This window comes from Actinoplanes sp. CA-142083 (genome assembly GCF_050942195.1).
Taxonomy (GTDB): Bacteria; Actinomycetota; Actinomycetes; order Mycobacteriales; family Micromonosporaceae; genus Actinoplanes.
Map to the genome: position 1 here is coordinate 4,102,738 of NZ_CP192076.1, position 22,375 is coordinate 4,125,112.

Consider the following 22,375-nt stretch of genomic DNA (forward strand, 5'->3'; position numbering starts at 1 on the left):
TGGCCACCTGATGACCCATTCAGGTTGAGGGTTTACGGTGAACGACAAATTCTTGTGGACATCTGCCGGTGAAGTGAGGGAAATACATGACGGATGTCAAGCTCGACCACCCGGGTGGCCAGCTGTCGATGGCGGTGCGTGAGGCCGTCGAGGGTCCCGGCGGCATCGACGTCAGTGCCCTTCTGAAGGAGACCGGCTTCGTCACCCTCGACCAGGGTTTCGTGAACACGGCGTCGACGACCTCGTCGATCACCTACATCGACGGTGACGCGGGAATCCTGCGCTACCGCGGTTTTCCGATCGAGCAGCTCGCCGAGAAGTCGACGTTCCTCGAGGTGTCGTATCTTCTGATGCACGACGCGCTGCCGACGCCGACGCAGCTGAAGGACTTCGCCGACAAGATTCGGGTGCACACGCTGCTGCAGGAGGAGATGCGCTCGTTCTTCTCCGGATTCCCGCGCGACGCGCACCCGATGGCCGTCCTTTCCTCGGCGGTCACCGCGCTGTCGACCTTCTATCAGGACGCTCTCGATCCCAAGGATCCCGAGCAGGTCGAGATCTCGGGGATCCGCCTGATGGCGAAGCTTCCGACCATCGCGGCGTACGCGTACAAGAAGAGCATCGGCCACCCGCTGCCGTACCCCGACAACTCCCTCGACTACGTCGAGAACTTCCTGCGCATGACCTTCGGCCTGCCCACCGTGCAGTACGACGTGGACCCCAAGGTCGCCAAGATCCTCGACATGCTGTTCATCCTGCACGCCGACCACGAGCAGAACTGCTCGACCTCGTCGGTGCGGCTCGTCGGATCGGCCGAGGCCAATCTTTTCGCCTCGATCTCGGCCGGCATCAACGCGCTGTCCGGCCCGCTGCACGGCGGCGCCAACGCGGCGGTTCTCGAGATGCTCGAGCAGATCCGCAAGGACGGCGGCGACGTCAACGCGTTCGTCACCCGGGTGAAGAACAAGGAAAAGGGCGTCAAGCTCATGGGCTTCGGCCACCGGGTCTACAAGAATTACGACCCGCGCGCCGCGATCGTGAAGAAGGCGGCCCAGGAGATGCTCAACACCCTGGACAAGCCGGACCCGCTGCTCGACATCGCGTTCCAGCTCGAAGAGATCGCGCTCAACGACGACTACTTCGTGAGCCGCAAGCTCTACCCGAACGTCGATTTCTACACGGGCCTGATCTACAAGGCGATGGGCTTCCCGACCAAGATGTTCACGGTTCTGTTCGCGATCGGCCGCCTGCCCGGCTGGATCGCGCAGTGGACCGAGATGATGAACGATCCGGCCACAAAGATCGGCCGTCCGCGTCAGCTCTACACCGGTTCTCCCGAGCGCGAGTTCGTGGCGATCGACAAGCGCTGATCAATTCCCGCAAACGCCCCGCCGTACGGTTACGGCGGGGCGTTTCGGTTGTGCGGGATACCCTTCGTTCATGACGTCGACACCGGCCGGACTCGCCGACCTCGTTTTCCGTTGGCGTGAGCCCGCGACCCGGGCCGTCTCCCGGCTGATCCCCGGCGGCGTGATCTGGTATGTCGACACCGCCGATCCGGTCTTCGCCCTCACCTTCGACGACGGCCCCAGCCCCGAGAGCACCCCGCGGCTGCTCGAGGTCCTGCAACGGCACCGCGCGAAGGCCACGTTCTTCCTGGTCGGCGAGCGCGTCGAGGCATACCCGGAGCTGGTCGCGGCGATCGCCGAGGCCGGCCACGAGGTCGCCAACCACCTGATGCGCGACGAGCGGTCCGCGCTGATCCCCGACGCCCAGTTCCGCCTCGACCTGGCCCGCACCACCGAGCTGCTCGAGCCGCACGGCCCGGTCCGCTGGTTCCGCCCCGGCTCCGGCGTCTTCACCCCGCGCATGCTGCGCTCGGCCGCCGAGCAGAACCTGCGGGCCGTCCTCGGCACGCTGGTCGCCGGCAACAAGGGCCTGCCGTCCGACGAGCGGATCGCCAAGTCCCTGCTCCCCGGTGTCCGCCCCGGCTCGATCCTGGTCCTGCACGAGGGCGGCCCCGAACGGCAGGGTGTCGTCGAGACCACCGACGAGCTGCTGTCCGCCCTGTCCCTGCGGGCCGTCACCGTCTCCGACCTGGTCGCCCGCTCAGGCGTCTAGAGCGTCTTCCGTCGCGCTCAGCCGCGCGCACGCCAGCACGGTCAGCGTGGTGCCCAGCAAGGCCGCGCCGACCAGCACCCCGGCCTCCACGTAGGGGCCGCCGGTGTCACTGACGGCTACCGAGATCCCGTAGAGGCGGCTGAGCTGGCCCGACAGCAACTGCCACTCGTGCCAGTTGGTCCACGCGTCCTCGGCCTCGCCGGTCGCCGCCCCGGCCAGCAACGCCATGCCCGCGATGATCGCCAGCGCCCCGGCCCCGAACGGCGGACGGCCGGCGGAGCAGCGACCCGGTGGTCACGGCCAGGCACAGCCACGCGAGGAACTGGAACCCCGCCACGGCCGCCTCCCGCTGGAACGCCGCCCGCAGCTCCTCGACCAGCTCGGACATCCCCGGGACGTTCAGCGTCCCGCTCCCCGCGTCCCACCCCGACACCTTGATCAGCACCGCCCCGGCAAGCAGCACCAGCCCGGTGCCCAGCATCAGCCGCAGCCAGGACGGCGCCTCCCGCTCGTTGACGGCCAGGTGCACGCCCAGCACCGCCAGCAGGCTGAGGCAGCCGACCGCGGTCACCCAGGGCAACGCGTACAACGCGCCCCAGACGCTCACCGCTCCCGCTGCCATCATCGCCAGAAGCGGCACCGCCCATCGCACTCCCACAGGCTAGATCGCTTTGACAGGCGCCTCTCGTAGACTCCGTCAGATGCGTGAATTCCGTGCGGCCGTCGAGGCCGGAGACATCGAGGCCGCCGTCGCGCTGCTCGCCGACGACGTGGTGTTCCACAGCCCGGTGGCGTTCAAGCCCTACGAGGGCCGCGCCGCCGTCGGGGTGATCCTGCGGGCGGTGTTCACGGTTTTCGAGGATTTCCGCTACGTACGGGAGATCGTGGCGGACGCCGACGCCGCGTTGGTCTTCGAGGCTCGGATCGGCGAGCGGGCGCTGACCGGGTGCGACTTCCTGCACGTCGACGCGGACGGGAAGATCGACGACTTCATGGTGATGGTGCGGCCGCTCAGCGGGGTTCAGGCACTCGGCGAGGCGATGGCGGCCAAGCTGTCACGATGAAGGTTCTCATCGTCACCTCGGGCTCGATGGGCGACGTGGCGCCGTACACGGGGCTCGGGGTACGCCTGCGGGAAGCCGGGCACGAGGTAGCGATGGCCACCCACTCGCCGTTCCGCGGCACGGTCGAACGGGTCGGGCTGGGCTTCGAGCCGCTGCCGGGCGACCTGCGGGCCACGCTGGCGCACGCCATCGGCGGGCTGAACGCGCGGGCGCTGGCGCGGCAGTTCGTGCTCGCGCGGCCGCTTATCGCCTCCCTCGGCGCGGGGATCGTGTCGGCCGTCGAGTCGGTGAAACCATCCGTTCTCCTTCTTTCGACGATGGTGGCCCCGCTCGGATATCAGGTGGCCGACGCGTACGGGATCCGGCGGGCCGGAGTATTTCTGCAGCCCGTGTATCCGACTAGGGAATTCGGGTCGGTGCTGATGGGCGGGCGGTCCTTCGGGCCGTGGGGGAATCTGGCCGTGGGGTGGTCGGCGTTCAAGGCGGCCGAGTCGTTGTACGCGGGGCCGATCCGGGAGCTGCGGGGCTCGCTCGGCCTGCCGCGGGTCGCGTTGCGGGCGCTGCGCGGTTCGCAGGAGTGGGAAGGGCCGACGTTCCACGGCTTCAGCCCGGCGGTGCTGCGGCGCCCAGGGGACTGGCCGTCGGCGCTGCGGATCGCCGGCTACTGGTGGCCGGCGGTGGATCCGGGGTGGCGGGCGCCGGCCGAGCTGGAGGCGTTCCTGGCGGACGGGCCGGCGCCGGTGTTCATCGGCTTCGGGAGCATGGCGCCGGGGCAGGGGGAGCGGCTCGGGGAGATCGCGGTCGCGGCGGCGCGGCGGGCGGGAGTGCGGGCGATCTTGCAGGCGGGCTGGTCGGGGCTGACGGCGGGTGCGGCTCAGGCCGCGGGGACGCCGCAGGCCGCGGGTGCGGCGCGGGTCGCGGGGACGCCGCAGGCCGCGGGTGCGGCGCAGGTCGCGGGGACGGCTCGGGACGCGGGGACGGCTCGGGACGGGGGTGACGTGCTTAGCATCGGGGAAGTGCCGCACGAATGGCTGTTTTCGCGGGTGGCGGCGGTGGTGCATCACGCGGGAGCGGGGACCGCGGCGGCGGGGCTTCGGGCGGGAGTGCCGGCCGTTCCGGTGCCGGTGCTGGCGGACCAGCCGTTCTGGGCGCGGCGGCTGCACGAGCTCGGGGTCGCCGCCCGGCCGATCCCGATGCCGGCGCTGAGCGTGGACGCGCTGGCGGCGGCGCTGCGACGGGTCACGGAGAATCCGCACTATGCGGCGCGGGCGCAGGCCATGTCCGCGCGAGTCGGGGCCGAGGACGGGGCCGCGCCGATCGTCGACTGGATCGGCTAGCGCTCGCGGAAGCGCGAGGGGGTCGCGGGACCGCGCCCGGCTCGGCTGGCGCTCGCGGAGGCGCGAGGGCCGCGGGGACGCGTTGGTTCTCGATGGGATCGGTCGACGCGCGAAAAGCGCGACGGGTCGCATGGCCGGAAGCCGGGTATGGCCCTGTGTCGCAGTGAGAGTGGCCGCCGCGGCGGGGACTGTGCGTGTTGTGGTTGGGGGAGGCGTCGCCGCGTACCCGGAAAAAGTGCGGGAGAGAACCGCCTGGCTTGCGTTGCACGGTCCGGCGGACGGCGGGCGCGGCGGATAGGTTGAACGCATGACGGTGCGTGGGGTGCGGCGGATCATTGTGTCGGTGGCGGATCTGGATCGGGCGCTCGCGCTCTACCGGGACGCGCTCGGGCTCGGCGAGAAATATCGGGCCGGCGACGTGGTGATGCTCGGCGACCCCGAGGTGATGCTGCATCGGCGGCCACCGACACCAGGCCTCGCGGGGGTGGCGGCGAGCTATGTCGTCGACGACGTGGACGCGGTGACCGCCGCCGCGGAGAAGGCGGGGGCCACCGTGATCGACCCGCCCGCGGATCAGCCGTGGGGCGAGCGGCAGGCGGTGCTGACCGATGTCGACGGTCACGTCTTCTGCCTGGTGAGCTGAGGCGCCATGGACGTGGTGATCGGCATCGACACGGGTACCACCGCCACCAAGGCGATCGCGGCCGGGGCCGACGGACGGCTGCGGGCGCAGACGAGCGTCCACTATCCACTCTCGGTGCCGGCGCCGGGCCGGGCCGAGCTCGACCCGAAACACCTGGTGGACGCGGCGGTGAAGGCGCTGACCGACGTGACCGCGGCCTGCCGCGAGCAGGGGGACCGGGTCGTCGCGGTCAGCCTGAGCGCGTTCCTGCACGGGCTCGTGCCGATGGATGGCAACGGCGCGCCGCTGGGGCCGCTGATCACGTGGGCCGATGGCCGGGCCGGTGGGCAGTGCGACGAGATCATCGCTTCGGGCCGGGCGAAGGGGCTGCACGCGCGGACCGGCACGCCGGTGCATCCGATGTCGCCGCTGACGAAGCTGGCGTGGTGGCGGGCCAACGACCCGGCCACCCTGCGCGGCACCCCTCGGTGGGGCGGGGTCAAGGAGCTCGTGCTCGCCGCGCTGACCGACGAGGCCTTCCTGCTCGATTTGTCCGTCGCCTCCGGGACCGGGCTCTACGACATCCATTCGCGGCAGTGGGACCCGGAAGCGCTCGAGATCGCCGGGGCCAAGGAGGGGCAATTCGCCCAGGTAGTGCCGACCACCACGATTCTGAAGCTGAAGCCCGAGCTCGGCGGCCTGCCGCTGGTCATCGGGGCGGCCGACGGGCCCCTCGCCAACCTGGGCCTCGGCGCCACCCCGGCCGGCGTCGCGGCGGTCTCGCTCGGCACCAGCGGCGCGCTGCGGACTGTGGTGGACCGGCCGACGGTCGACGCCGACGGGCGGCTGTTCTGCTACGCGCTGACCGAGGATCGCTGGGTCATCGGCGGCGCGGTCAACAACGCCGGGTCAGTGGTGCGCTGGGCGGGGCAGAGCTTCGCGTCCGGCTTCGAACGACCGGGCGCCGAAGGCGAGGACGCCGACGAGCGGGACGCCGCGCTGCTGGTGGAGGCGCAGGGCGTGGCGCCGGGCAGCGACGGCCTGCTCTGCCTGCCGTACCTGCTGGGCGAGCGGGCGCCGTGGTGGCGCGCGGGGATGCGCGGCGCGTACCTCGGGTTGCGACGTGAGCATGGGCGCGCCCACCTGGTACGGGCCGCGGTCGAGGGGGTGTGCCAGCAGCTGGCGCTGGTGCGGGACTCGTTCGCGACCGAAGGGTTCGCGGTCACCGAGGTGCGGGCGACCGGCGGGTCGACCGCGTCCGAGCTGTGGGTGGGAGTGCTCGCGGCGGCGCTCGACCTGCCGGTGGCGATCGCCGACACGCCGGAGGGCACGGCGCTGGGCGCCTGCCTGCTGGGTTTGCACGCGCTGGGCGAGCTGCCCGATCTCGACCACGCGGCGGCGCTGATCGCGATCGGCGAGCCGACCCGGCCGGACCCGGAGAACGCGGCGCTCTACGCCAAGCTGCGGCCACTGGTCGAGAAGGCGGCGCTGTCGACCATGGATATCGTGCGGGAGCTCGACCGGCTCGCCCCGCCGGTAGAGACGCCGGTCACCGCCGGTCACGTTGACGGCGCCACCGGGGGTGAGAAAGCATGACCGGCGAGCGGTAGCGGAGGAACCCGGTGCGAATCCGGGGCGGTCCCGCCACTGTGACCGGGGAGCGTCTCGTTCTTCAAGCCACGGCCGGCCCGGCTGGAAGGCGAGCGGGAGGCGTCGATCCGGGAGTCAGGAGACTCCGGCCGCTCGTGCCAACCGTCGTGCGGGCGTGGACACCCGCACAGAAGGGACCTCCGTGACGCCGTACCCGTTCTCCGCCGTGGTCGGGCTTGCCGACCTGCGCCTCGCGCTCCTGCTGACCGCCGTCTCGCCGCATGTGGGCGGGGTGCTCGTGCGAGGAGAGAAGGGGACCGCGAAAAGCACGGTGGTGCGAGCGCTGGCCGGCTTGCTGCCGGCGGTTTCCATCGTACGGGGGTGCAGGTTCGCCTGTGACCCGAAGGCGCCCGACCCCGCGTGCCCCGACGGGCCGCACCCCGCCGACAGCCCGGCGATCTCCCGGCCGTCCGCGCTGGTGGAGCTCCCGGTCGGGGCCACGGAGGACCGCGTCGTGGGCACGCTGGACATTCAGCGCGCGCTGGCCGACGGGGTGAAGGCCTACGAGCCGGGCCTGCTGGCGGCGGCGCACCGCGGCGTGCTGTACGTCGACGAGGTGAACCTGCTGCCCGATCACCTGGTGGACCTGCTGCTGGACGCGGCGGCGATGGGGCGCGCGCACGTCGAGCGGGACGGGGTGTCGGTCAAGCACGCGGCCCGGTTCTTGCTGGTGGGAACGATGAACCCCGAAGAGGGGGAGCCTCGCCCGCAGCTCGTGGACAGGTTCGGGCTGGTGGTGACGGTGGGGGCGCCGCGCGAGCCCCGGGAGCGCGCCGAGGTGGTGCGCCGCCGGCTGGCCTATGAAGCGGACCCGGAGGGATTCGCGGCGCGGTTCGCCGCCTCCGACCGTGACCTGGCCTCGCGGATCGTGGAGGCGCAAGGGCTGCTGCCCCGGGTGGTGCTGCCGGACGGTGAGCTCGATCGGATCGCCCGGGTGTGCCTGGCCTACGGCGTCGACGGGATGCGGGCGGACATCGTCGTTGCCCGCTGCGCGGTGGCGCTGGCGGCCTGGCACGGGCGGTCGAGGGTCACCGCCGACGACGTACGCGACGCGGCGCGGCTCGCCCTGCCGCACCGGCGGCGGAAGGATCCGCTCGACCCGCCCGGGACCGATGAGCGGCGGCTCGAGGATGCGCTCGCCGAGGCCGAGGCCGGGATGGAACGGCCCGATGACGACCCCGACGGGGGTGGCGCGCCGCCGGACGGTCCCGACTCGAGTGGCCCGGACGGGCCCGATTCGGGTGGCCCGGGCGGCCCTGATTCGGGTGGCTCGGGCGGGCCTGATTCGGGCGGCTCGGGCGGGCCCGGCTCTGGGGGTCCGGGCGGGTCGGATTCGGGCGGGTCGGGTTCGGCCGGCGGCCCGCCTTCAGGCCGCAGCTCGCCCGCCTCCTCGGACATTTCCGAAAAAACGGATACGCGGCAGGCTGACGCGGCGGAGCCGTCGTCGCCGGCCGCCGACGGCCCCGGCAGCGCTGCGGGCAACCCCTATCGGACGCGCACGCTCTCGATCGCCCGCCGCGGCGAGGGCGGCCACGCCGGTCGTCGCTCGCCGGCTTTCGCCCGCCGGGGTCGCGTGATCGGCAGCCGGGTCCCGCGCGGCAAGCTGGCCGGCGCCCCGCACCTGCCCGCCACCCTCCGCGCCGCGCTGCACCGGGGCGCCCGCGACGTCCACCCGCGCGACCTGCGCGAGTCCGTGCACGTCGGCCGCGAGGCCAACCTCGTGCTGTTCGTCGTCGACGCCTCCGGCTCGATGGCCGCCCGCAAGCGCATGACCATCGTCAAGACCGCCGTCCTGTCCCTGCTGCGCGACGCCTACCAGCGCCGGGACCGGATCGGAATGATCACCTTCCGCGGCCACCAGGCCGAGCAGGTCCTGCCGCCGACCTCCAGCCACGAGGTAGGCGTCCTGCGCCTGGCAAGCCTCCGCACCGGCGGCCGCACCCCACTGGCGGCCGGCCTGCGCACCGCCGCAGCCACCGTCGCTACCGAGCGCCGCCGCGACCCGCGCCGCCGCCCCTTGCTGATCGTCGTCACCGACGGCCGAGCCACCAGCGGCCCCGACCCCGTGACGGTAGCGCCCGCCCTCGCCGGCGTAGCCGCCGTCGTAGTCGACTGCGAATCGGGCCCGATCCGCCTAGGCCTGGCCCGCCGCTTGGCCACAGCCCTGAACGCCGACCTCATGCCCCTGGACCACCTCGAGGCCGCCGCCGGCCCCGCCGCGCGCTCTGCCGGCCCCGCCGCCGCTGGCCCCGCCGCTGGCCCCGCCGCTGGCCCCGCCGCTGGCCCCGCCGCTGGCCCCGCCGCGGGCCCCGCCGCGGGCCCCGCCGCCGGCCCCGCTGGCGGCCCTGTCGCCGGCCCCGCCACCCGCTCCGCCGCAGGCCCCGCTGCCGGCATGGCCGCCGGCCCCGCGCCGCGAAGGGCCGCCTGATGGCGTCGCCCTGCCTCGCACCCGCCCGCCCCGCCCGCGATCTTGATGAGGTGGTGCGCCGAGAGCGCGGGAAGTCATCAAAGCTGTCGCGCCGCGCCCGGGTGGGTGGCTCGCTGTGGCGCGATCTTGATGAGGTGGTGTGCGGAGCGCGCGGGAAGTCATCAAGGCTGTCGCGCCGCGTCCGGGTGGGTGGCTTGCTGAGGCGCGATCTTGATGAAGTGGTGCGCGGAGAGCGCGGGAAGTCGTCAAAGCTGTGCTGCCCTCGCGGTGAGGGCGCGATCGTGGAGAGGGTGGCTCTCTGATGCCGCAGGGCAAGGTCACTACCGTTCCGCAGGACGGCCTCACCACGCGGCAGCGTCGGCGGCAGGCCGTGCTGGCCATACATACCGGGCATGGCAAGGGGAAGTCGACGGCCGCGTTCGGGATGGCGCTGCGGGCCTGGAGTGCCGGCTGGCCGATCGGGGTGTTCCAGTTCGTGAAGTCGGAGAAGTGGCGGGTCGGCGAGGAAGCCGCCCTCAAAGCTCTCGGCACCACGGGTGGAGCGCCGGTCGCCTGGCACAAGATGGGTGAGGGCTGGTCCTGGATCCAGCGGGCCGGCACCGAGCGGGACCACGCCGCCGAGGCGGCCGAAGGCTGGGCGCAGATCAAGCGTGATCTGGCGGCCGAGACTTACAAGTTCTATGTGCTCGACGAGTTCACCTACCCGATGAAGTGGGGCTGGGTCGACGTCGCGGACGTGGTGGCGACGCTGGCCGATCGACCCGGCACGCAGCACGTGGTGATCACCGGGCGGGACGCGGCGCCGGAGCTGCTCGAGGCGGCTGACCTGGTCACCGAGATGACCAAGGTGAAACATCCGATGGACGCGGGCCGCAAGGGACAGCAGGGCATCGAATGGTGAGCATCCCCCGCATCGTGATCGGCGCGCCCGCCTCGGGACACGGCAAGACCACGGTCGCCACCGGGCTGCTGGCGGCGTTCGCCCGGCGGGGACTGCCGGTCGCGCCGTTCAAGGTCGGACCCGACTACATCGACCCCGGCTACCACGCCCTCGCGGCGGGCCGGCCCGGGCGCAACCTCGACCCGGTGCTGGTCGGGGAGGGGCTGATCGGCCCGCTCTTCGCGCACGGCGCGGCCGGCGCCGAGCTGGCGGTCGTCGAGGGCGTGATGGGCCTCTACGACGGCCGCGTCGGCGCCGGCGACACCGGCTCGACGGCCCAGGTCGCCGCCCTGCTGAACGCGCCGGTGATCCTGGTCGTGGACGCCGCCGCCCAGGGCCGGTCGATCGCCGCGCTGGTGCACGGGTTCCGCAGCTTCGGCAGCGTGCGCCTGGAAGGCGTCATCCTCAACCGGGTCGGCTCCGACCGGCACGAGGCGCTGCTGCGCGAGGCCTGCGAGGAGGTAGGCACCCCGGTCCTGGGCGCGATGCGCCGCGCCGACGCGGTGGCCGCGCCCTCCCGCCACCTGGGCCTGATCCCCGCCGCCGAGCGCCGCGCCGAGGCCCAGGCTTCCGTCGACGCTCTCGCCGCTCTGGTGGCGAACTCAGTCGACCTGGACGAGGTGGAGGCGATCGCCCGCTCCGCCCCGACGTTGCACGCCGAGCCCTGGAGCCCGTCGGAGGCCGTCGGGCAACCGACCGAGGGACGTCCGGTCATCGCGCTGGCCGGTGGTCCGGCGTTCTCGTTCTCCTACGCTGAGACGCCGGAGCTCATGACGGCCGCCGGTGCCGAGGTGGTCGTCGTCGATCCGCTGCGGGACGAGAAACTGCCGGCGGGCACGCGCGGGCTGGTGGTGGGTGGCGGTTTCCCCGAGGTGTACGCGTCGGAGCTGTCCGCCAACGAGCCCCTGCGCCGGGAGGTGGACGCCCTGGCCGCCGCCGGTGGGCCGATCGTGGCCGAGTGCGCGGGCCTGCTCTGGCTCTGCCGGACCCTCGATGACGCCCCGATGTGCGGAGTCCTCGACGCCGACGCGGCCATGACCCAGACCCTGACCCTGGGCTACCGCGACGCCGTGGCCCTGGCCGACAGTCCTTTGGCCCAGGCCGGGACCCGGGTCACCGGCCACGAGTTCCACCGGACCGCCGTCCATCCCCGCTCGGGCCTACTGCTCTCCCCGGCGGCCGGCGCGGCTTGGCAGTGGCGGGGCGCCGATCCCGAAGGCTTCGCGCTCCCGCACGTGCACGCCTCCTACCTGCACCTGCACTGGGCGGGCGCCCCCACGCTGGCCCGCAACGTCGTCACGGCCGCCCTGGAGTGACACTCGGGCTGGTCGTCGGCTTGGGGGCACGTCGCGGAAGGACGGAAGCCGAGCTCTCCGCCGCGATCGTGGCGGCCCTCGCCGAGGTGCACGCGACCACAGCTCACGTGCGGGTGCTGGCCACGCTCGACCGCCGGGCCGCTGAGGACGGCGTCCGGGCCCTGGCCGCCGCGCACGGTTGGGAGCTCAAAGGGTTCACGGCCACCGAGCTCGGTGCTCAACACGTACTCGAAAAGAGCGAGAGAGTCGCAGCCGCCGTAGGCACGCCCAGCGTCGCCGAAGCGGCGGCCCTGGCCGCCGGCGACGAGCTCATCCTCCCGAAGCGCGTCTTCCCGGGCGTCACGGTGGCCGTCGCGCGAGGGTTTCCCTTGCGTCACCGGGCGGCGACCTCGCAGGGTAGGCCGCGCCACCGAGCACCCATAGGCTCCGGTCGATATATCGACCATCGGAGGTGCAAGGTGCTGATCCGTTCCCGGGCTGTCCTGGCCGCCGCCATCCTGGCAGCCGGAGCCGCCCTCGTCGCCGTCGTGTCGACGCCACCCGCGTCGGCGGCGGTGGTCCATCGTGTGCTGTTCGACAACAGCAAGGCCGAGACGGCGGGCAACGCCGACTGGATCATCAGCACGTCCCAGCCCGACCCGCTGGGGCAGAATGCCAACCCGTCGTCGGAGACGTCGTGGACGGGCGCGCTGTCCGCGTGGGGTGTGGCGTTGCAGCGCACCGGCGCCTACAGCCTCAAGACGCTGCCGGCCGGCAACTCCATCACGTACGGTGGCTCCGGCGCTCTTGATCTGAAGAATTTCGACGTCTTCGTGATGCCCGAGCCGAACGTGCTGCTGAGCGAGGCCGAGAAGACCGCGATCATGAAGTTCATCCAGGCCGGCGGCGGGTTCTTCCTCATCGTCGACCACACCGGCAGCGACCGGAACAACGACGGGTACGACTCGGTCGAGATCGCCAACGACCTGCTCACCAACAACGGGGTCGACAACACGTCGCCGTTCGGGTTCAGCGTCGACTCGAACGACATCTCGAGCGAGAACCCGGTCGCGATCAGCGGCGGCTCCGACCCGGTGATCAACGGGCCGTACGGCCGGGTGACGGGCAGCATCATCCGCGACGGCAGCACGCAGACGCTCAACAAGAGCGCCAACGCGAGCGTGAAGGGCCTCGTGTGGCGGCCGGGTTCCAGCCAGAGCGGCACCACCGGCGCGTTCTTCACGACCAGCACGTTCGGGTCGGGACGGGTCGCGGTGTGGGGCGACAGCTCGCCGATCGACGACGGGACCGGGCAGTCGGGCAACACGCTCTACGACGGCTGGAACGATCCAGCGGGGACGAACGCGGCGCTCGCGCTGAACGCGACCGAGTGGCTGGCGGGGACGGGCGGCACCACGCCGGGTTCTTGCGGCACCACCCAACTGCTGGCCAACACGGGCTTCGAGTCGGGCAGCACGGGCTGGAGCGCCGGCTCGGGCGTCATCACCAACTCGTCGTCGCAGGCCTCGCACGCCGGCTCGTACAAGGCCTGGCTCGACGGCTACGGCACGACGCACACCGACACGCTGACGCAGACGGTCACCATTCCCGCGGGATGCGGTGGCGCGACGCTGAGCTTCTGGCTGCACGTCGACACCGATGAGACGACCACGACGACCGCGTACGACAAATTGACCGTGACCGCGTGGGGCACGACCCTCGCCACGTACTCGAATCTCAACGCCTCTTCCGGATATGTCCAGAAATCGCTCTCGGTCTCGGGTTCGGGGAGCACCGCGATCACCTTCACCGGGGTCGAGGGGACTCAGATCCCGACCTCGTTCGTCCTCGACGACGTGACGCTCACCCCTAAGGCGTAGGTGCGGCGGGCCCCGCGGCTAGAATCTTGGACGGCGGTGGGGCCCGCCGACTCCGTGCGACGGGGTGAACAGCGACGACGCCAACGGTCCCTACCAGGATGCTGGTGGGGAGGAGTGTGTCGTGACGGAGCCGGATGTCGAAAGAGCCGGCGCCACCAGGGCGCCGATGGATTCCGATGTCGATCTCCACATGCCGGCCGTCGAGGCCGAGCTGCGACCGAGCCCGTGGCCGGTGCTGAGCTCGATCTCCGCGGGTAGTGTCGTCGGCGCGCTGTCGCGGTACTTCGTGGCGCAGGCCTGGCCGCATCCGGCCGGCGGCTTCCCGTGGTCGACGTTCGTCATCAACGTGACCGGGTGCTTCCTGATCGGCATCCTCATGGTGATCGTCACCGACGTGGTCACCGGCAAGCCGCTTCTGCGCCCGTTCGCCGGCGTCGGCATCCTCGGCGGGTACACGACCTTCTCCACGTACGTCGTCGACATCCAGCGCGCCGCGGGTGAGGGCGCCGCCTGGGTGGCCCTGTCCTACCTGGCGCTGACCCTCGTCTGCGCGCTGCTCGCGGTGGGGGCCGGCACGGCTCTGACCCGCGCCGCGGTGAGGGGCGCTCGCCGGTGACCCTGCTGCTCATCGCGCTGGGCGCGGCGATCGGCGCCCCGCTGCGCTATCTCACCGACCGGACCGTCCAGGCCAAGCACGACTCGGTGTTCCCGTGGGGCACCTTCAGCGTCAACGTGGCCGGCTCGCTGCTGCTCGGCTTCGTCGCCGGCCTGCCCGCCGATCCGGCCTGGACGGCGCTGCTCGGCACCGGCTTCTGCGGCGCGCTCACCACGTATTCGACGTTCAGCTACGAGACGCTGCGCCTGACCCAGGACGGCTTCCGCTTCTACGCGCTCGTCAACGTGATCGCGTCCGTGGTCGCCGGCCTGGGCGCGGCGGGTGTCGGGCTGCTGCTCGCCCAGGCGGTCTAAGCCTCCGGATACTCCCACTGGTGGACCGGGACGTTCTCGTGCATGGGCGGGAGATAGCGCCGAAGCATCTCGTGCAGCGCCTCTTTCCGGTCGCGGCCCTCGGCCTCCAGCGCGTGCAGGGTCCGCACCTGCCAGGCGGCGCCGTTGCGGTGGGTCAGGCAGCGCTGCTCGATGATGCCGAGCAGCCGGTCGCGCTCGGCCGGGGAGACGCCCCACCGCTCGAGACCCTGCTGGGCCAGCGGCAGCAGCCGGCGCAGCACCAGCTCGGTCACCTGGATGTAGCCCAGCCCCGGCCAGAACACGCTGGCGTCGATGCCGTGCCTCGCGCAGGCGTGGAAATTCTCCTCGGCCGCGCTGAAGCTCATCTGTGTCCACAGTGGCCGCTCGGCCTCGGCGAGGTTGCGGATCAGGCCGTAGTAGAACCCCGCGTTGGCGAGGGTGTCGACGACCGTGGGGCCGGCCGGCAGCACCCGATTTTCCACGCGCAGATGCGGGCGGCCGCGCACGACCGCGTAGATCGGCCTGTTCCAGCGGTAGATGGTGCCGTTGTGCAGGCGTAGCTCGCTGAGCTCCGGCACCTCGCCGCGTTCCAGGATCTCGGCCGGGTCGGCCTCGTCGCAGATCGGCAGCAGGGCGGGGAAGTAGCGGACGTTCTCCTCGAAGAGGTCGAACACGCTGGTGATCCACCGCTCGCCGAACCACACCCGCGGGCGTACCCCCTGGGCCCTTATCTCTTCCGGACGGGTATCGGTGGCCTGTTCGAAAAGCGGGATGCGCGTCTCCCGCCACAGCTCCCGGCCGAACAGCAGCGGCGAATTCGCCCCCAGAGCCACCTGGATGCCCGCGATGACCTGGGCGGCGTTCCAGTACGCCGCGAACTGCGCGGGACTGACCTGCAGGTGGAACTGCGTGCTGGTGCAGGCCGACTCGGGCGCGATCGTGTCGGTGGTGACCGCGAGCCGGTCCACGCCGTCGATGCGGATGTCGAGGTCCTCGCCCCGGGCCGCGAAGATCTGCTCGTTCAGCAGCTTGTAGCGCGGGTTGGCCGACAGGGCGTCGAGCGTCATGTGCTCGCGGCGCAGCGTCGGCAGGATGCCCACCATCACGGTGTGCGCGCCGACGCCGCGGGCGTGCTTCTCCGCGTTGTTGAGGCTGGCCCGCAGCGTCCGCTCGAGGTCGGCGTTCTCGTCGCCGGCCAGGCGCCGCGGCGGCACGTTTATCTCGATGTTGAACTGGCCCAGCTCGGTCTGGAAATCGGGATCCGCGATCGCGCCCAGCACCTCGGCGTTGCGCATCGCCGGATCGGCGGCCTCGTCGATGAGGTTGAGCTCGATCTCCATGCCGGTGAGCGGGCGCTCGAACTCGAAGCGGGACTCGCGCAGCATCGCGGCGAACACGTCCAGGCTCCGGCGGATCTTATGCCGGTAACGGGCCCGATCCTCTCGGGTGAAGTTGGTCTGCTCGACTTCCTCGCCCACGGCACACCACCTCTCTCGAGTGACTCCAAACTCGCACACCGTGAAGGTCTGCGCCAGGCGTCCATCGACATGTGCCGGTACCCCTTTACCGCAAAGCTCAAGCAACCCAGGCCGCGATCACCGCCGCGACGACGACCGTCCCGAGAAACGCCTGCAGCAGCAGGGCCGGGCCGAGGTGCGACCACGTGGTGGGGATGCGCGGGGTCAGCGGCTGCATGGTGGTCAGGTTGACCACCTGGACCAGGCGTACGGGCAGCCGTTCGTCCTTCTGCGGCTGGGTGGTGAGCTGCACCAGATCGCCCCGATGCAGCGCCGACTGCGGCAGGTGGCCGTGCATCTCCACCTCGTACGTCTGGCCCAGGTCGTCGCGCACCCGCAGCGGGGTCACCAGGAACTCGGGTCCCTTCTTCAGCTCCTTGAAGCTGCGCCGGCCGGGCCGCATCCGCAGCAGCGAGCCGATCAGCTGGGCCACGCCGGCGGCGAGGAAGACGAGAACCAGCAGGGGCTGACCGACCTTGATCTCGCGGGTGTACGACGTCTGGTAGCCGGCGAACCGGCCGGTGATGACGGGACTCACGTGCCGGAGGATCTGCTCGCGGTACAGCTCGACCTCGTCCATGGGGGATCACCTCCTGGATGTCTTCATATCGTACGGAGAGCAACTTCATGGGTACCGTGAGTGAATGAGAGGATGGAACTCTCATATCTGCGCCCGCTGTTCGCGGGGGACGGTCCGTGGGCGTCGGTCTACCTCGACGCGACCCGGGCCGGCCAGGACGCCGAGCGGCGGGCCGACCAGCGCTGGCGGTCCCTCGCCGAGGCGCTGACCAGGCAGGGAGCCGACGACGCCACGATCGCGGCCATCGGCGAGACGATCCGCGACCAGCCCCGCAGGAGCGGCCGCCACGGCCTCGCGATCTTCGCGAACGGCGGCCGGGTGGTCCTGGCCGAGACCATGACGGCGCCGCCCGCGGCCGATCTGGCGGTCTGGGCGCCGTTACCGCACGCTATGCCGTTGGTCGCACAGCGTGGCGAGGAGGTGCCGTACGTGCGGCTGGTCGCAGGAGACGGCGGCGGCGAGGTCTCGATGGACGGCGGGGGAGCGCCGCGGCGACGCACGGTCAAGGGCGGCTGGTCCCACCTGCGCTACCTGCACGCGGCCGAGGAGACCTGGAAGCGCAACGCCGGCGACGTGGCGGCCGCGGTCACCGACGCGGCCGCGGAGATCGGCGCCGAGGTGGTCGTCGTGGCCGGCGACCCGCACGAGGTGCCGCGGGTGGTCGGCAAGCTGCCGCCGCACTGGCGGGACCGCGTCGTGACCACCGGCCAGGCCGGCGGGTCCGGGCTCGACGACGCCACCACCAAGGCGGTCGCCGAGGTCGCCGAGCAGAACGCCCGCGCCGCGTACGACCGTTTCGGCTCGGGCCCGCACGCCGGTGGCCTCGCCGACGTGGTGGTCCGGCTCCAGCGCGGCGAGGTCGACCAGGTGCTGCTGGTCGACCACCCCGAGTCGACCGACAAGCTGTGGATCGGCGCCGGCGACCCCCGTCTGATCGCCTCCGACCCGTCCACGCTGCGCGACTCCGGCGTCGAGCCGGTCGAGGTGCGCGCCGACGCGGCCCTGCTGCGCGCGGTCGTCGGCACCGGCGCGGGCCTGCTGCTGGTCGGCCCCGAAGACCTCGACCTGCCGCACGGCATCGGCGCGATCCTGCGCGACGACGACGGCGAGACCGCCGCCTGACCGGCCTATCTGCCGAAAACCCCGCGAACGGCCGCCTCCGAAAGGTGAACTTGACTCGGGAGCCGCGGGATGGGGGCAGGACATGGCACCGAATGCGTTCGTGGATCCGGACAGCGTGCTCGCACGCACCGCCCAGCAGATGCTCGTGGCGCACGCCGGCGGCGCCGGTCCCAGCGAGGGCATGACCGAATGTCCGGTCTGCGGCGAGCCGTTGCCCTGTCCGGCCGGTCGCTCGGCCGCCGAGGTGGTGGAGGCCGCGGGATTGGCCGAGGCTTCCGGCCTGGTCACGGCCTTTCGTGGCCCTTCACCGTACGGCGAGAGCACCGAACCCGCGTTCGCGTCGCCACTGGCCTTCGGATCCCCGATCGAGCCACACCCGTCCACCCTCGCCGACCTGCCCCCATGGGCCGGCCCGTCCGCCGACCACCCCGTGGTGGGCCCGGTAGAGGTGTCGTTCAGCCCGCCCAGCGCCGGTGTGCCCGGCTTCGACCAGACCGGCCCTGATCAGACCAGCCTCGACCTGCCCCCGATCTCGCCGCCCTCCGGTGGCCCGTCCCCGTCCCTCTCCTTTCCGCCGGCCCCCGCATCCTTCCCGTCCCCTTCGTCCCCTTCATATGCGGATGAGCCAGCCCCTTCGTTCCTGGACGCGCCTTCTCCTTCGTTCCCACAGTCCCGATCGCCGGAGCCGCTCTCCGAGTTGTCGTTCCCGGAGTCGTCCTTCCGGGAGCCGTCGTTTCCGGAGTCGTCGTTCCCGCACGCTGAGGCCGAGCCTCCGGGACCGCGCCTTTCGGGCCCGACCGCCGCGTCGCTCGACCTGCCACCGCTGGACACGCCGAGCGGCCTGCCCTTCAGTGAGCCCGGAGCAGGCCACCCGGCTTCGATACACGCCGAGCCACGCATCCCCGAGCCGCCCCGTGCCGCGCCGGCCCACCGCGCGCCCCTGAATGCGGAGTCCCGCCCCGACCTGGCCCGCATGGAGACCCCGCGGAGGGAGGCCCCGGGTGCGGAGGCTCCACGGATGGAGTCCCCGTCTGGGCTGGCGCCGCGCATGGAGGCGCCGCGCATGGAGGCGCCGCGCATGGAGGCGCCGCGTGTGGAGGCGCCGCGTGTGGAGGCGCCGCGTGTGGAGGCGCCGCGTGTGGAGGCGCCGCGTGTGGAGGCCGGGGGTGTGCAGGCCCAGCCCTGGTCCGAGTCCGTGCCCCAGGTGGGCGGGCCGTCGCCCGTGAGCGTGTCTCCGGTGGGCCCGCCTCGTCCGCCGGCGGGGCCCGACCCGCTGACCGCCGCCGCTCCGCCTGTCTACCGTCCCCAGGACCGTCCCCTGGACGCTCCGCTGTACTCGCCGGCCCGCCCCGCAACCCCGCCCGAGGCCCGGCCCGTCTCACCCGCCGCACGTCCCATGTCCCCGGCGGCGGCCGGCACGACATCCCCGGCCGGCGCTCGTCCCGGCATCCCGTCGCCGGCGCCGGCCCAGGCGCCCGCGCCCACGAATGGCTCGATGATCGGCAAGCCGCCGTCCCCGATCGAGGCGCCTTCGATGGGGCAGCCCTCTTCGGCACCGCTCGGACAGCCTCCGGCCCCGCCGCAGCCCAGCGGTCTCGGCCAGCCTCCAGCGGGCCAAGCGCCTCAACCCGCGGCGACAGGTGGCTTAGGTCAGGCCGCGGGGGGTCAGGCGCCTAGCGGTTTGGGTCAGGCCGCGGCGGGTCAGGCGCCTAGCGGTTTGGGTCAGGCCGCGGCGGGTCAGGCGCCCAGTGGTTTGGGTCAGCCTGCCGCGGGCCAAACCGCCAGTGGTCTTGGGCAACCACCCGTGGGGCAGGCGCCGAGTGGCATTGGCCGGCAAGGCCCGCAGGCCGAGGCAGCTTCCGGCCCGCCGTCCGATCAAGCGCCCAGCGGCCTGGGCCTGCGCCCGCCGCCGGCGGCCGCGCAGCCGGTGACGGCGCCAGTTCGGCAGCAGCAGGGGGAGCCGGGTGGGCAGGCGCCCGCCAACCGGTTCGGTGGTGAGGCTGAGGCCGAACCCAGTGGGCTGGGCATTCGTGCCAACCGGGCGCCGGTGGAGGCGGAAGCCGCGCCGCAGCCGCCCAACCAGCCGCCGCAGCCTGCGGCCAAGGCCGCGCGCCGGAACCGGCCGCCGCTGGAGCCGCCGCAGATGGGGCAACTCAACCGGCCGCTGACCGAGGGTGAGCAGGGGCCGGGCTAGGCCGAGGGTGAGCGGGGGCCGGGCTAGGCCGAGGGTGAGCAGGGGCCGGGCTAGATCGCGGCGCCCAGCTGCGACCACACCACCTTGCCGTCGGAGACGGGCAGCACGCCCCACGCCTCGGTGAGGTCGCGCACCAGCCAAAGCCCGCGCCCGCCCGGCGAGCTCAAGCCGGGCGCCGCGGGCTTCGGCATGCGGCGGCTGCCGTCGCGCACGCTGATGCTCAGGCGGCCGTCGCGCAGGCCGAACGTGAATTCCATCGTGGTGTGCGCGTGCCGTACCACGTTCGCCACCAGCTCGGTGGCGATCAGCGCCGCGGTGCCGGCCAGGTCGGAGCGGTGCCACGCCTCGCACGCCTGGGTCACCAGTTGCCTTACTTGCCGGCAGGCGTCCGGCACCGGCCGTAGCCGTGCCCGCACCCGCCGGGGCTCCGGCTCGGCCCGATATTCGGTCAGCGCTGCTTCGCAGTCGGTCGCATAGCCCAGGCCCGCGCAGTCCGGCGTCGCCTCGATCGCCGCCCGCGTCTCGCGGGAGGCGCCGCACAGCACGATCGGCACGGCCGGCCATTCCGCCGTCTGGCAGACCACGGCGCTCAGCGAGGCGAGCCCGACCGGGTCGCCGACGCGCAGCTCGGCCACGTCCAGCAGGAGACGGGTGGGCTCGTCGGCGAGGCTGCGCCGTACCGCCTGCTGAAGCGCGTCGCCCGTGACCGGGTCAAGCGTCCCGGTGATCCGCAGGACCGCGACGGGTTGTTCCCGTTCCGGCCGGCAGACGAGCTGGCTGGGCAACGCCTCTCCCTCCCCGCACGCTGGCCACCTGATGCACGTTCCTGGTGCCCGGCTCCACCCCGTGGCAAACGTCAGACCTCCGAGTCTCGCACGAGGCGCGGCTACTGTTGAGCGATGGTCGCGGGGAGGGTCGGGCTACGAGCCCTGACGCCATATCTTGCGCGGTACCGCGGCACCCTTTCGATCGTCGCCGTCCTCTCCCTGGTCGCCGCCCTCGCCGCGCTGCTGCAGCCGCTTCTGGTGCGCCGCGTGCTCGACGGCGTCACCGCGAGCCGGCCGATCGCCGGACCGGTCACCCTGCTGGTCGCCCTCCTCCTGGTCGGCGCCGCCCTGCGCGGCGTCCGCGACTACCTGCTCCAGCGCACCGCCGAGGGCGTCGTGCTCACCACCCGCCGCCGGCTGGCCCGTCACCTGCTGCTGTTGCCGATCGCGGAGTACGACCGCCGCCGCACCGGCGACCTGCTCTCCCGGGTCGGCGCCGACACCACCCTGCTGCGGGCGGTGGTCACGAGCGGCCTGTTCGAGATCGTGACCGGGGTGGTCATGGTGGCCGGCGCCCTGATCGCCATGGCCGTGCTCGACCCGCTGCTGCTCGGCGTCGCCGTGGCCGCCCTCGCCGTGGGTCTCTCGGTGGCGATGACCGCGTCCCGCCGGGTGCGTGGCCTGTCCGAGCAGGCGCAGGCCCGGCTCGGCGAGATGACCTCGGCGGTGGAGCGGGCGATCTCGGCGGCCCGCACGATCCGGGCGGGCCGGGCCGAGGAGCGTGAGGCGGCGACCGTGTCCGAGGGCGCCGAGCAGGCCTACCAGGCGGGGGTGCGGCTGGCCCGGCTCGAGGCGACGGTCGGGCCGGCCGCCGACACCGCGATCCAGGGCGCCTTCCTGGTGGTGCTGGGCGTGGGCGGGGCGCGGGTGGCCTCGGGCGCGCTCGGGGTGGGCAGCCTCGTGGCGTTCATCCTCTTCCTGTTCTTCCTGGCGATGCCGCTGGGCCAGGCCCTGCACGCGTACACCCAGCTGCAGACCGGGCTGGGCGCGCTGCAGCGGATCGAGGAGATGCTGGCGGTGCCCGCCGAGGCGGCCGCGGACTCCACCCGTACGGGAAAAGCAAACGCGGCAAGCGCGACGGCCGTCTCCTTCCATGACGTCACCTTCGGCTATCCGGGCGAAAGCCCGGTCTTGCACGATGTGAGCTTCGAGGTGCCGCGCGGCAGCCGGATAGCGCTGGTCGGGCCGTCGGGGGCGGGCAAGTCGACGATCCTGGCGCTGATCGAGCGCTTCTACGAGGTCACCGAGGGCAGCGTGCGGGTCGGCGGCCACGACATCCGCGACCTGCCGCGCGACGCGCTGCGCGCCCAGCTGGGGTACGTGGAGCAGGAAGCGCCGGTGCTGGCGGGCACCCTGCGCGACAACCTGCTGCTCACCGCCCCGCACGCGAGCGACGCGCAGCTGATCGCGGCGCTGGATGAGGTCAACCTGGGCGGTCTGGCCGAGCGCAGCCCGGAAGGCCTGGGCGTGCAGGTGGGGGAGGGCGGCGTGCTGCTCTCCGGCGGGGAGCGGCAGCGGCTGGCGATCGCCCGCGCGCTGCTCACGAACGCGCCGATCCTGCTGCTCGACGAGCCGACCAGCAACCTCGACGCCCGCAACGAGGCGGCGCTGCGTGAGGCGATCGCGACGGCGGCCGAGCAGCGCACGCTGATTGTCGTCGCGCACAGGCTGAGCACCGTGGTGGATTCCGACCGGATCGTCGTGATCGAGGGCGGCCGGGTAGTCGCCTCCGGGCCGCATCACGAGCTGCTCGACGCGAGCCCGCTCTACCGCGAGTTGGCGACTCATCAGCTGCTGGTGTCGTGACACGGCTCTCAGCTAAATGAAGT

Annotated in this window: 20 protein-coding genes, 1 pseudogene and 1 riboswitch; of the genes and pseudogenes, 16 read left to right on the forward strand and 5 right to left on the reverse strand. The window is 72.5% G+C overall.

Going from position 1 to position 22,375, the window contains the following annotated elements; all coding sequences use genetic code 11:
- Window positions 1-86: 86 nt before the first annotated feature.
- Together ACQPZX_RS18740 and ACQPZX_RS18745 are read left to right on the forward strand one after the other, a co-directional pair.
- Complete coding sequence (locus ACQPZX_RS18740) at window positions 87-1,370, forward strand: citrate synthase (RefSeq protein ID WP_433382329.1); 1,284 nt, start codon at window positions 87-89, stop codon at window positions 1,368-1,370.
- 70 nt (window positions 1,371-1,440) lie between these two features.
- Window positions 1,441-2,121 (forward strand): polysaccharide deacetylase family protein, encoded by a 681-nt coding sequence (locus ACQPZX_RS18745; RefSeq protein WP_433382332.1) that lies wholly within the window; start codon window positions 1,441-1,443, stop codon window positions 2,119-2,121.
- On the opposite strand, the gene ACQPZX_RS18750 is transcribed toward ACQPZX_RS18745, so the two are convergent.
- Window positions 2,110-2,349 (reverse strand): hypothetical protein, encoded by a 240-nt coding sequence (locus ACQPZX_RS18750; RefSeq protein WP_433382335.1) that lies wholly within the window; start codon window positions 2,347-2,349, stop codon window positions 2,110-2,112. The two genes, ACQPZX_RS18745 and ACQPZX_RS18750, sit on opposite strands and share 12 nt — an antisense overlap.
- Before the next feature lie 62 nt (window positions 2,350-2,411).
- Between ACQPZX_RS18750 and ACQPZX_RS18755 the strand changes: the two genes are divergently transcribed.
- The 11 genes from ACQPZX_RS18755 (at window position 2,412) to crcB (ending at window position 14,306) form a co-directional block, all read left to right on the forward strand.
- Entirely contained in the window at window positions 2,412-2,786 is a 375-nt protein-coding gene (locus ACQPZX_RS18755; RefSeq protein WP_433382337.1) for a hypothetical protein, read from the forward strand.
- A gap of 36 nt (window positions 2,787-2,822) precedes the next feature.
- The gene (locus ACQPZX_RS18760; protein ID WP_433382340.1) at window positions 2,823-3,185 is read left to right on the forward strand and encodes a nuclear transport factor 2 family protein; all 363 of its coding nucleotides are present in this window, start codon (window positions 2,823-2,825) and stop codon (window positions 3,183-3,185) included.
- Window positions 3,182-4,522 (forward strand): glycosyltransferase, encoded by a 1,341-nt coding sequence (locus tag ACQPZX_RS18765; protein ID WP_433382343.1) that lies wholly within the window; start codon window positions 3,182-3,184, stop codon window positions 4,520-4,522. The genes ACQPZX_RS18760 and ACQPZX_RS18765 overlap by 4 nt, the downstream gene beginning before the upstream one ends.
- Before the next feature lie 307 nt (window positions 4,523-4,829).
- Entirely contained in the window at window positions 4,830-5,165 is a 336-nt protein-coding gene (locus ACQPZX_RS18770) for a VOC family protein (protein ID WP_433382346.1), read from the forward strand.
- A 6-nt stretch (window positions 5,166-5,171) separates the two neighbouring features.
- Entirely contained in the window at window positions 5,172-6,740 is a 1,569-nt protein-coding gene (locus ACQPZX_RS18775; protein WP_433382349.1) for a gluconokinase, read from the forward strand.
- 16 nt (window positions 6,741-6,756) lie between these two features.
- Window positions 6,757-6,880, forward strand: a riboswitch (cobalamin riboswitch).
- A 56-nt stretch (window positions 6,881-6,936) separates the two neighbouring features.
- On the forward strand, window positions 6,937-9,222 hold the full coding sequence (locus ACQPZX_RS18780; RefSeq protein WP_433382351.1) for a VWA domain-containing protein: 2,286 nt from the start codon (window positions 6,937-6,939) through the stop codon (window positions 9,220-9,222).
- Window positions 9,223-9,523: 301 nt separating this feature from the next.
- Window positions 9,524-10,123 (forward strand): cob(I)yrinic acid a,c-diamide adenosyltransferase, encoded by a 600-nt coding sequence (gene cobO, locus ACQPZX_RS18785; protein WP_433382354.1) that lies wholly within the window; start codon window positions 9,524-9,526, stop codon window positions 10,121-10,123.
- Window positions 10,117-11,478: a cobyrinate a,c-diamide synthase gene (locus tag ACQPZX_RS18790; RefSeq protein WP_433382356.1), complete on the forward strand. Its 1,362-nt coding sequence runs from the start codon at window positions 10,117-10,119 to the stop codon at window positions 11,476-11,478. Before cobO ends, ACQPZX_RS18790 begins: the two co-directional genes overlap by 7 nt.
- 20 nt (window positions 11,479-11,498) lie before the next feature.
- Entirely contained in the window at window positions 11,499-13,337 is a 1,839-nt protein-coding gene (locus tag ACQPZX_RS18795; protein ID WP_433382359.1) for a cobalamin biosynthesis protein, read from the forward strand.
- A gap of 121 nt (window positions 13,338-13,458) precedes the next feature.
- Window positions 13,459-13,953 (forward strand): fluoride efflux transporter FluC, encoded by a 495-nt coding sequence (locus tag ACQPZX_RS18800; RefSeq protein ID WP_433382362.1) that lies wholly within the window; start codon window positions 13,459-13,461, stop codon window positions 13,951-13,953.
- The gene (crcB, locus tag ACQPZX_RS18805) at window positions 13,950-14,306 is read left to right on the forward strand and encodes a fluoride efflux transporter CrcB (protein ID WP_433382365.1); all 357 of its coding nucleotides are present in this window, start codon (window positions 13,950-13,952) and stop codon (window positions 14,304-14,306) included. Before ACQPZX_RS18800 ends, crcB begins: the two co-directional genes overlap by 4 nt.
- Here the strand turns inward: crcB and ACQPZX_RS18810 are convergent.
- On the reverse strand, window positions 14,303-15,784 hold the full coding sequence (locus ACQPZX_RS18810) for a glutamate--cysteine ligase (protein ID WP_433382368.1): 1,482 nt from the start codon (window positions 15,782-15,784) through the stop codon (window positions 14,303-14,305). The genes crcB and ACQPZX_RS18810 overlap by 4 nt on opposite strands.
- 97 nt (window positions 15,785-15,881) lie before the next feature.
- Window positions 15,882-16,403: a hypothetical protein gene (locus tag ACQPZX_RS18815; RefSeq protein ID WP_433382371.1), complete on the reverse strand. Its 522-nt coding sequence runs from the start codon at window positions 16,401-16,403 to the stop codon at window positions 15,882-15,884.
- 72 nt (window positions 16,404-16,475) lie between these two features.
- Between ACQPZX_RS18815 and ACQPZX_RS18820 the strand changes: the two genes are divergently transcribed.
- Window positions 16,476-17,525 (forward strand): Vms1/Ankzf1 family peptidyl-tRNA hydrolase, encoded by a 1,050-nt coding sequence (locus tag ACQPZX_RS18820; RefSeq protein ID WP_433382374.1) that lies wholly within the window; start codon window positions 16,476-16,478, stop codon window positions 17,523-17,525.
- Between the two features lie 504 nt (window positions 17,526-18,029).
- Here ACQPZX_RS18820 and ACQPZX_RS18825 read toward each other — a convergent pair.
- Window positions 18,030-18,608: pseudogene (locus ACQPZX_RS18825) on the reverse strand (hypothetical protein); the annotation flags it as partial.
- Window positions 18,609-19,329: 721 nt separating this feature from the next.
- On the opposite strand from ACQPZX_RS18825, the gene ACQPZX_RS18830 reads away from it, so the two are divergent.
- Window positions 19,330-19,719 carry a hypothetical protein gene (locus ACQPZX_RS18830; protein WP_433382377.1) on the forward strand — a complete coding sequence of 130 codons (390 nt, stop codon included), beginning with the start codon at window positions 19,330-19,332 and terminating at the stop codon, window positions 19,717-19,719.
- Window positions 19,720-19,769: 50 nt separating this feature from the next.
- On the opposite strand, the gene ACQPZX_RS18835 is transcribed toward ACQPZX_RS18830, so the two are convergent.
- On the reverse strand, window positions 19,770-20,504 hold the full coding sequence (locus ACQPZX_RS18835) for an ATP-binding protein (RefSeq protein ID WP_433382379.1): 735 nt from the start codon (window positions 20,502-20,504) through the stop codon (window positions 19,770-19,772).
- 114 nt (window positions 20,505-20,618) lie between these two features.
- Between ACQPZX_RS18835 and ACQPZX_RS18840 the strand changes: the two genes are divergently transcribed.
- The gene (locus ACQPZX_RS18840; RefSeq protein WP_433382382.1) at window positions 20,619-22,352 is read left to right on the forward strand and encodes an ABC transporter ATP-binding protein; all 1,734 of its coding nucleotides are present in this window, start codon (window positions 20,619-20,621) and stop codon (window positions 22,350-22,352) included.
- The last annotated feature ends 23 nt before the right edge of the window (window positions 22,353-22,375 follow it).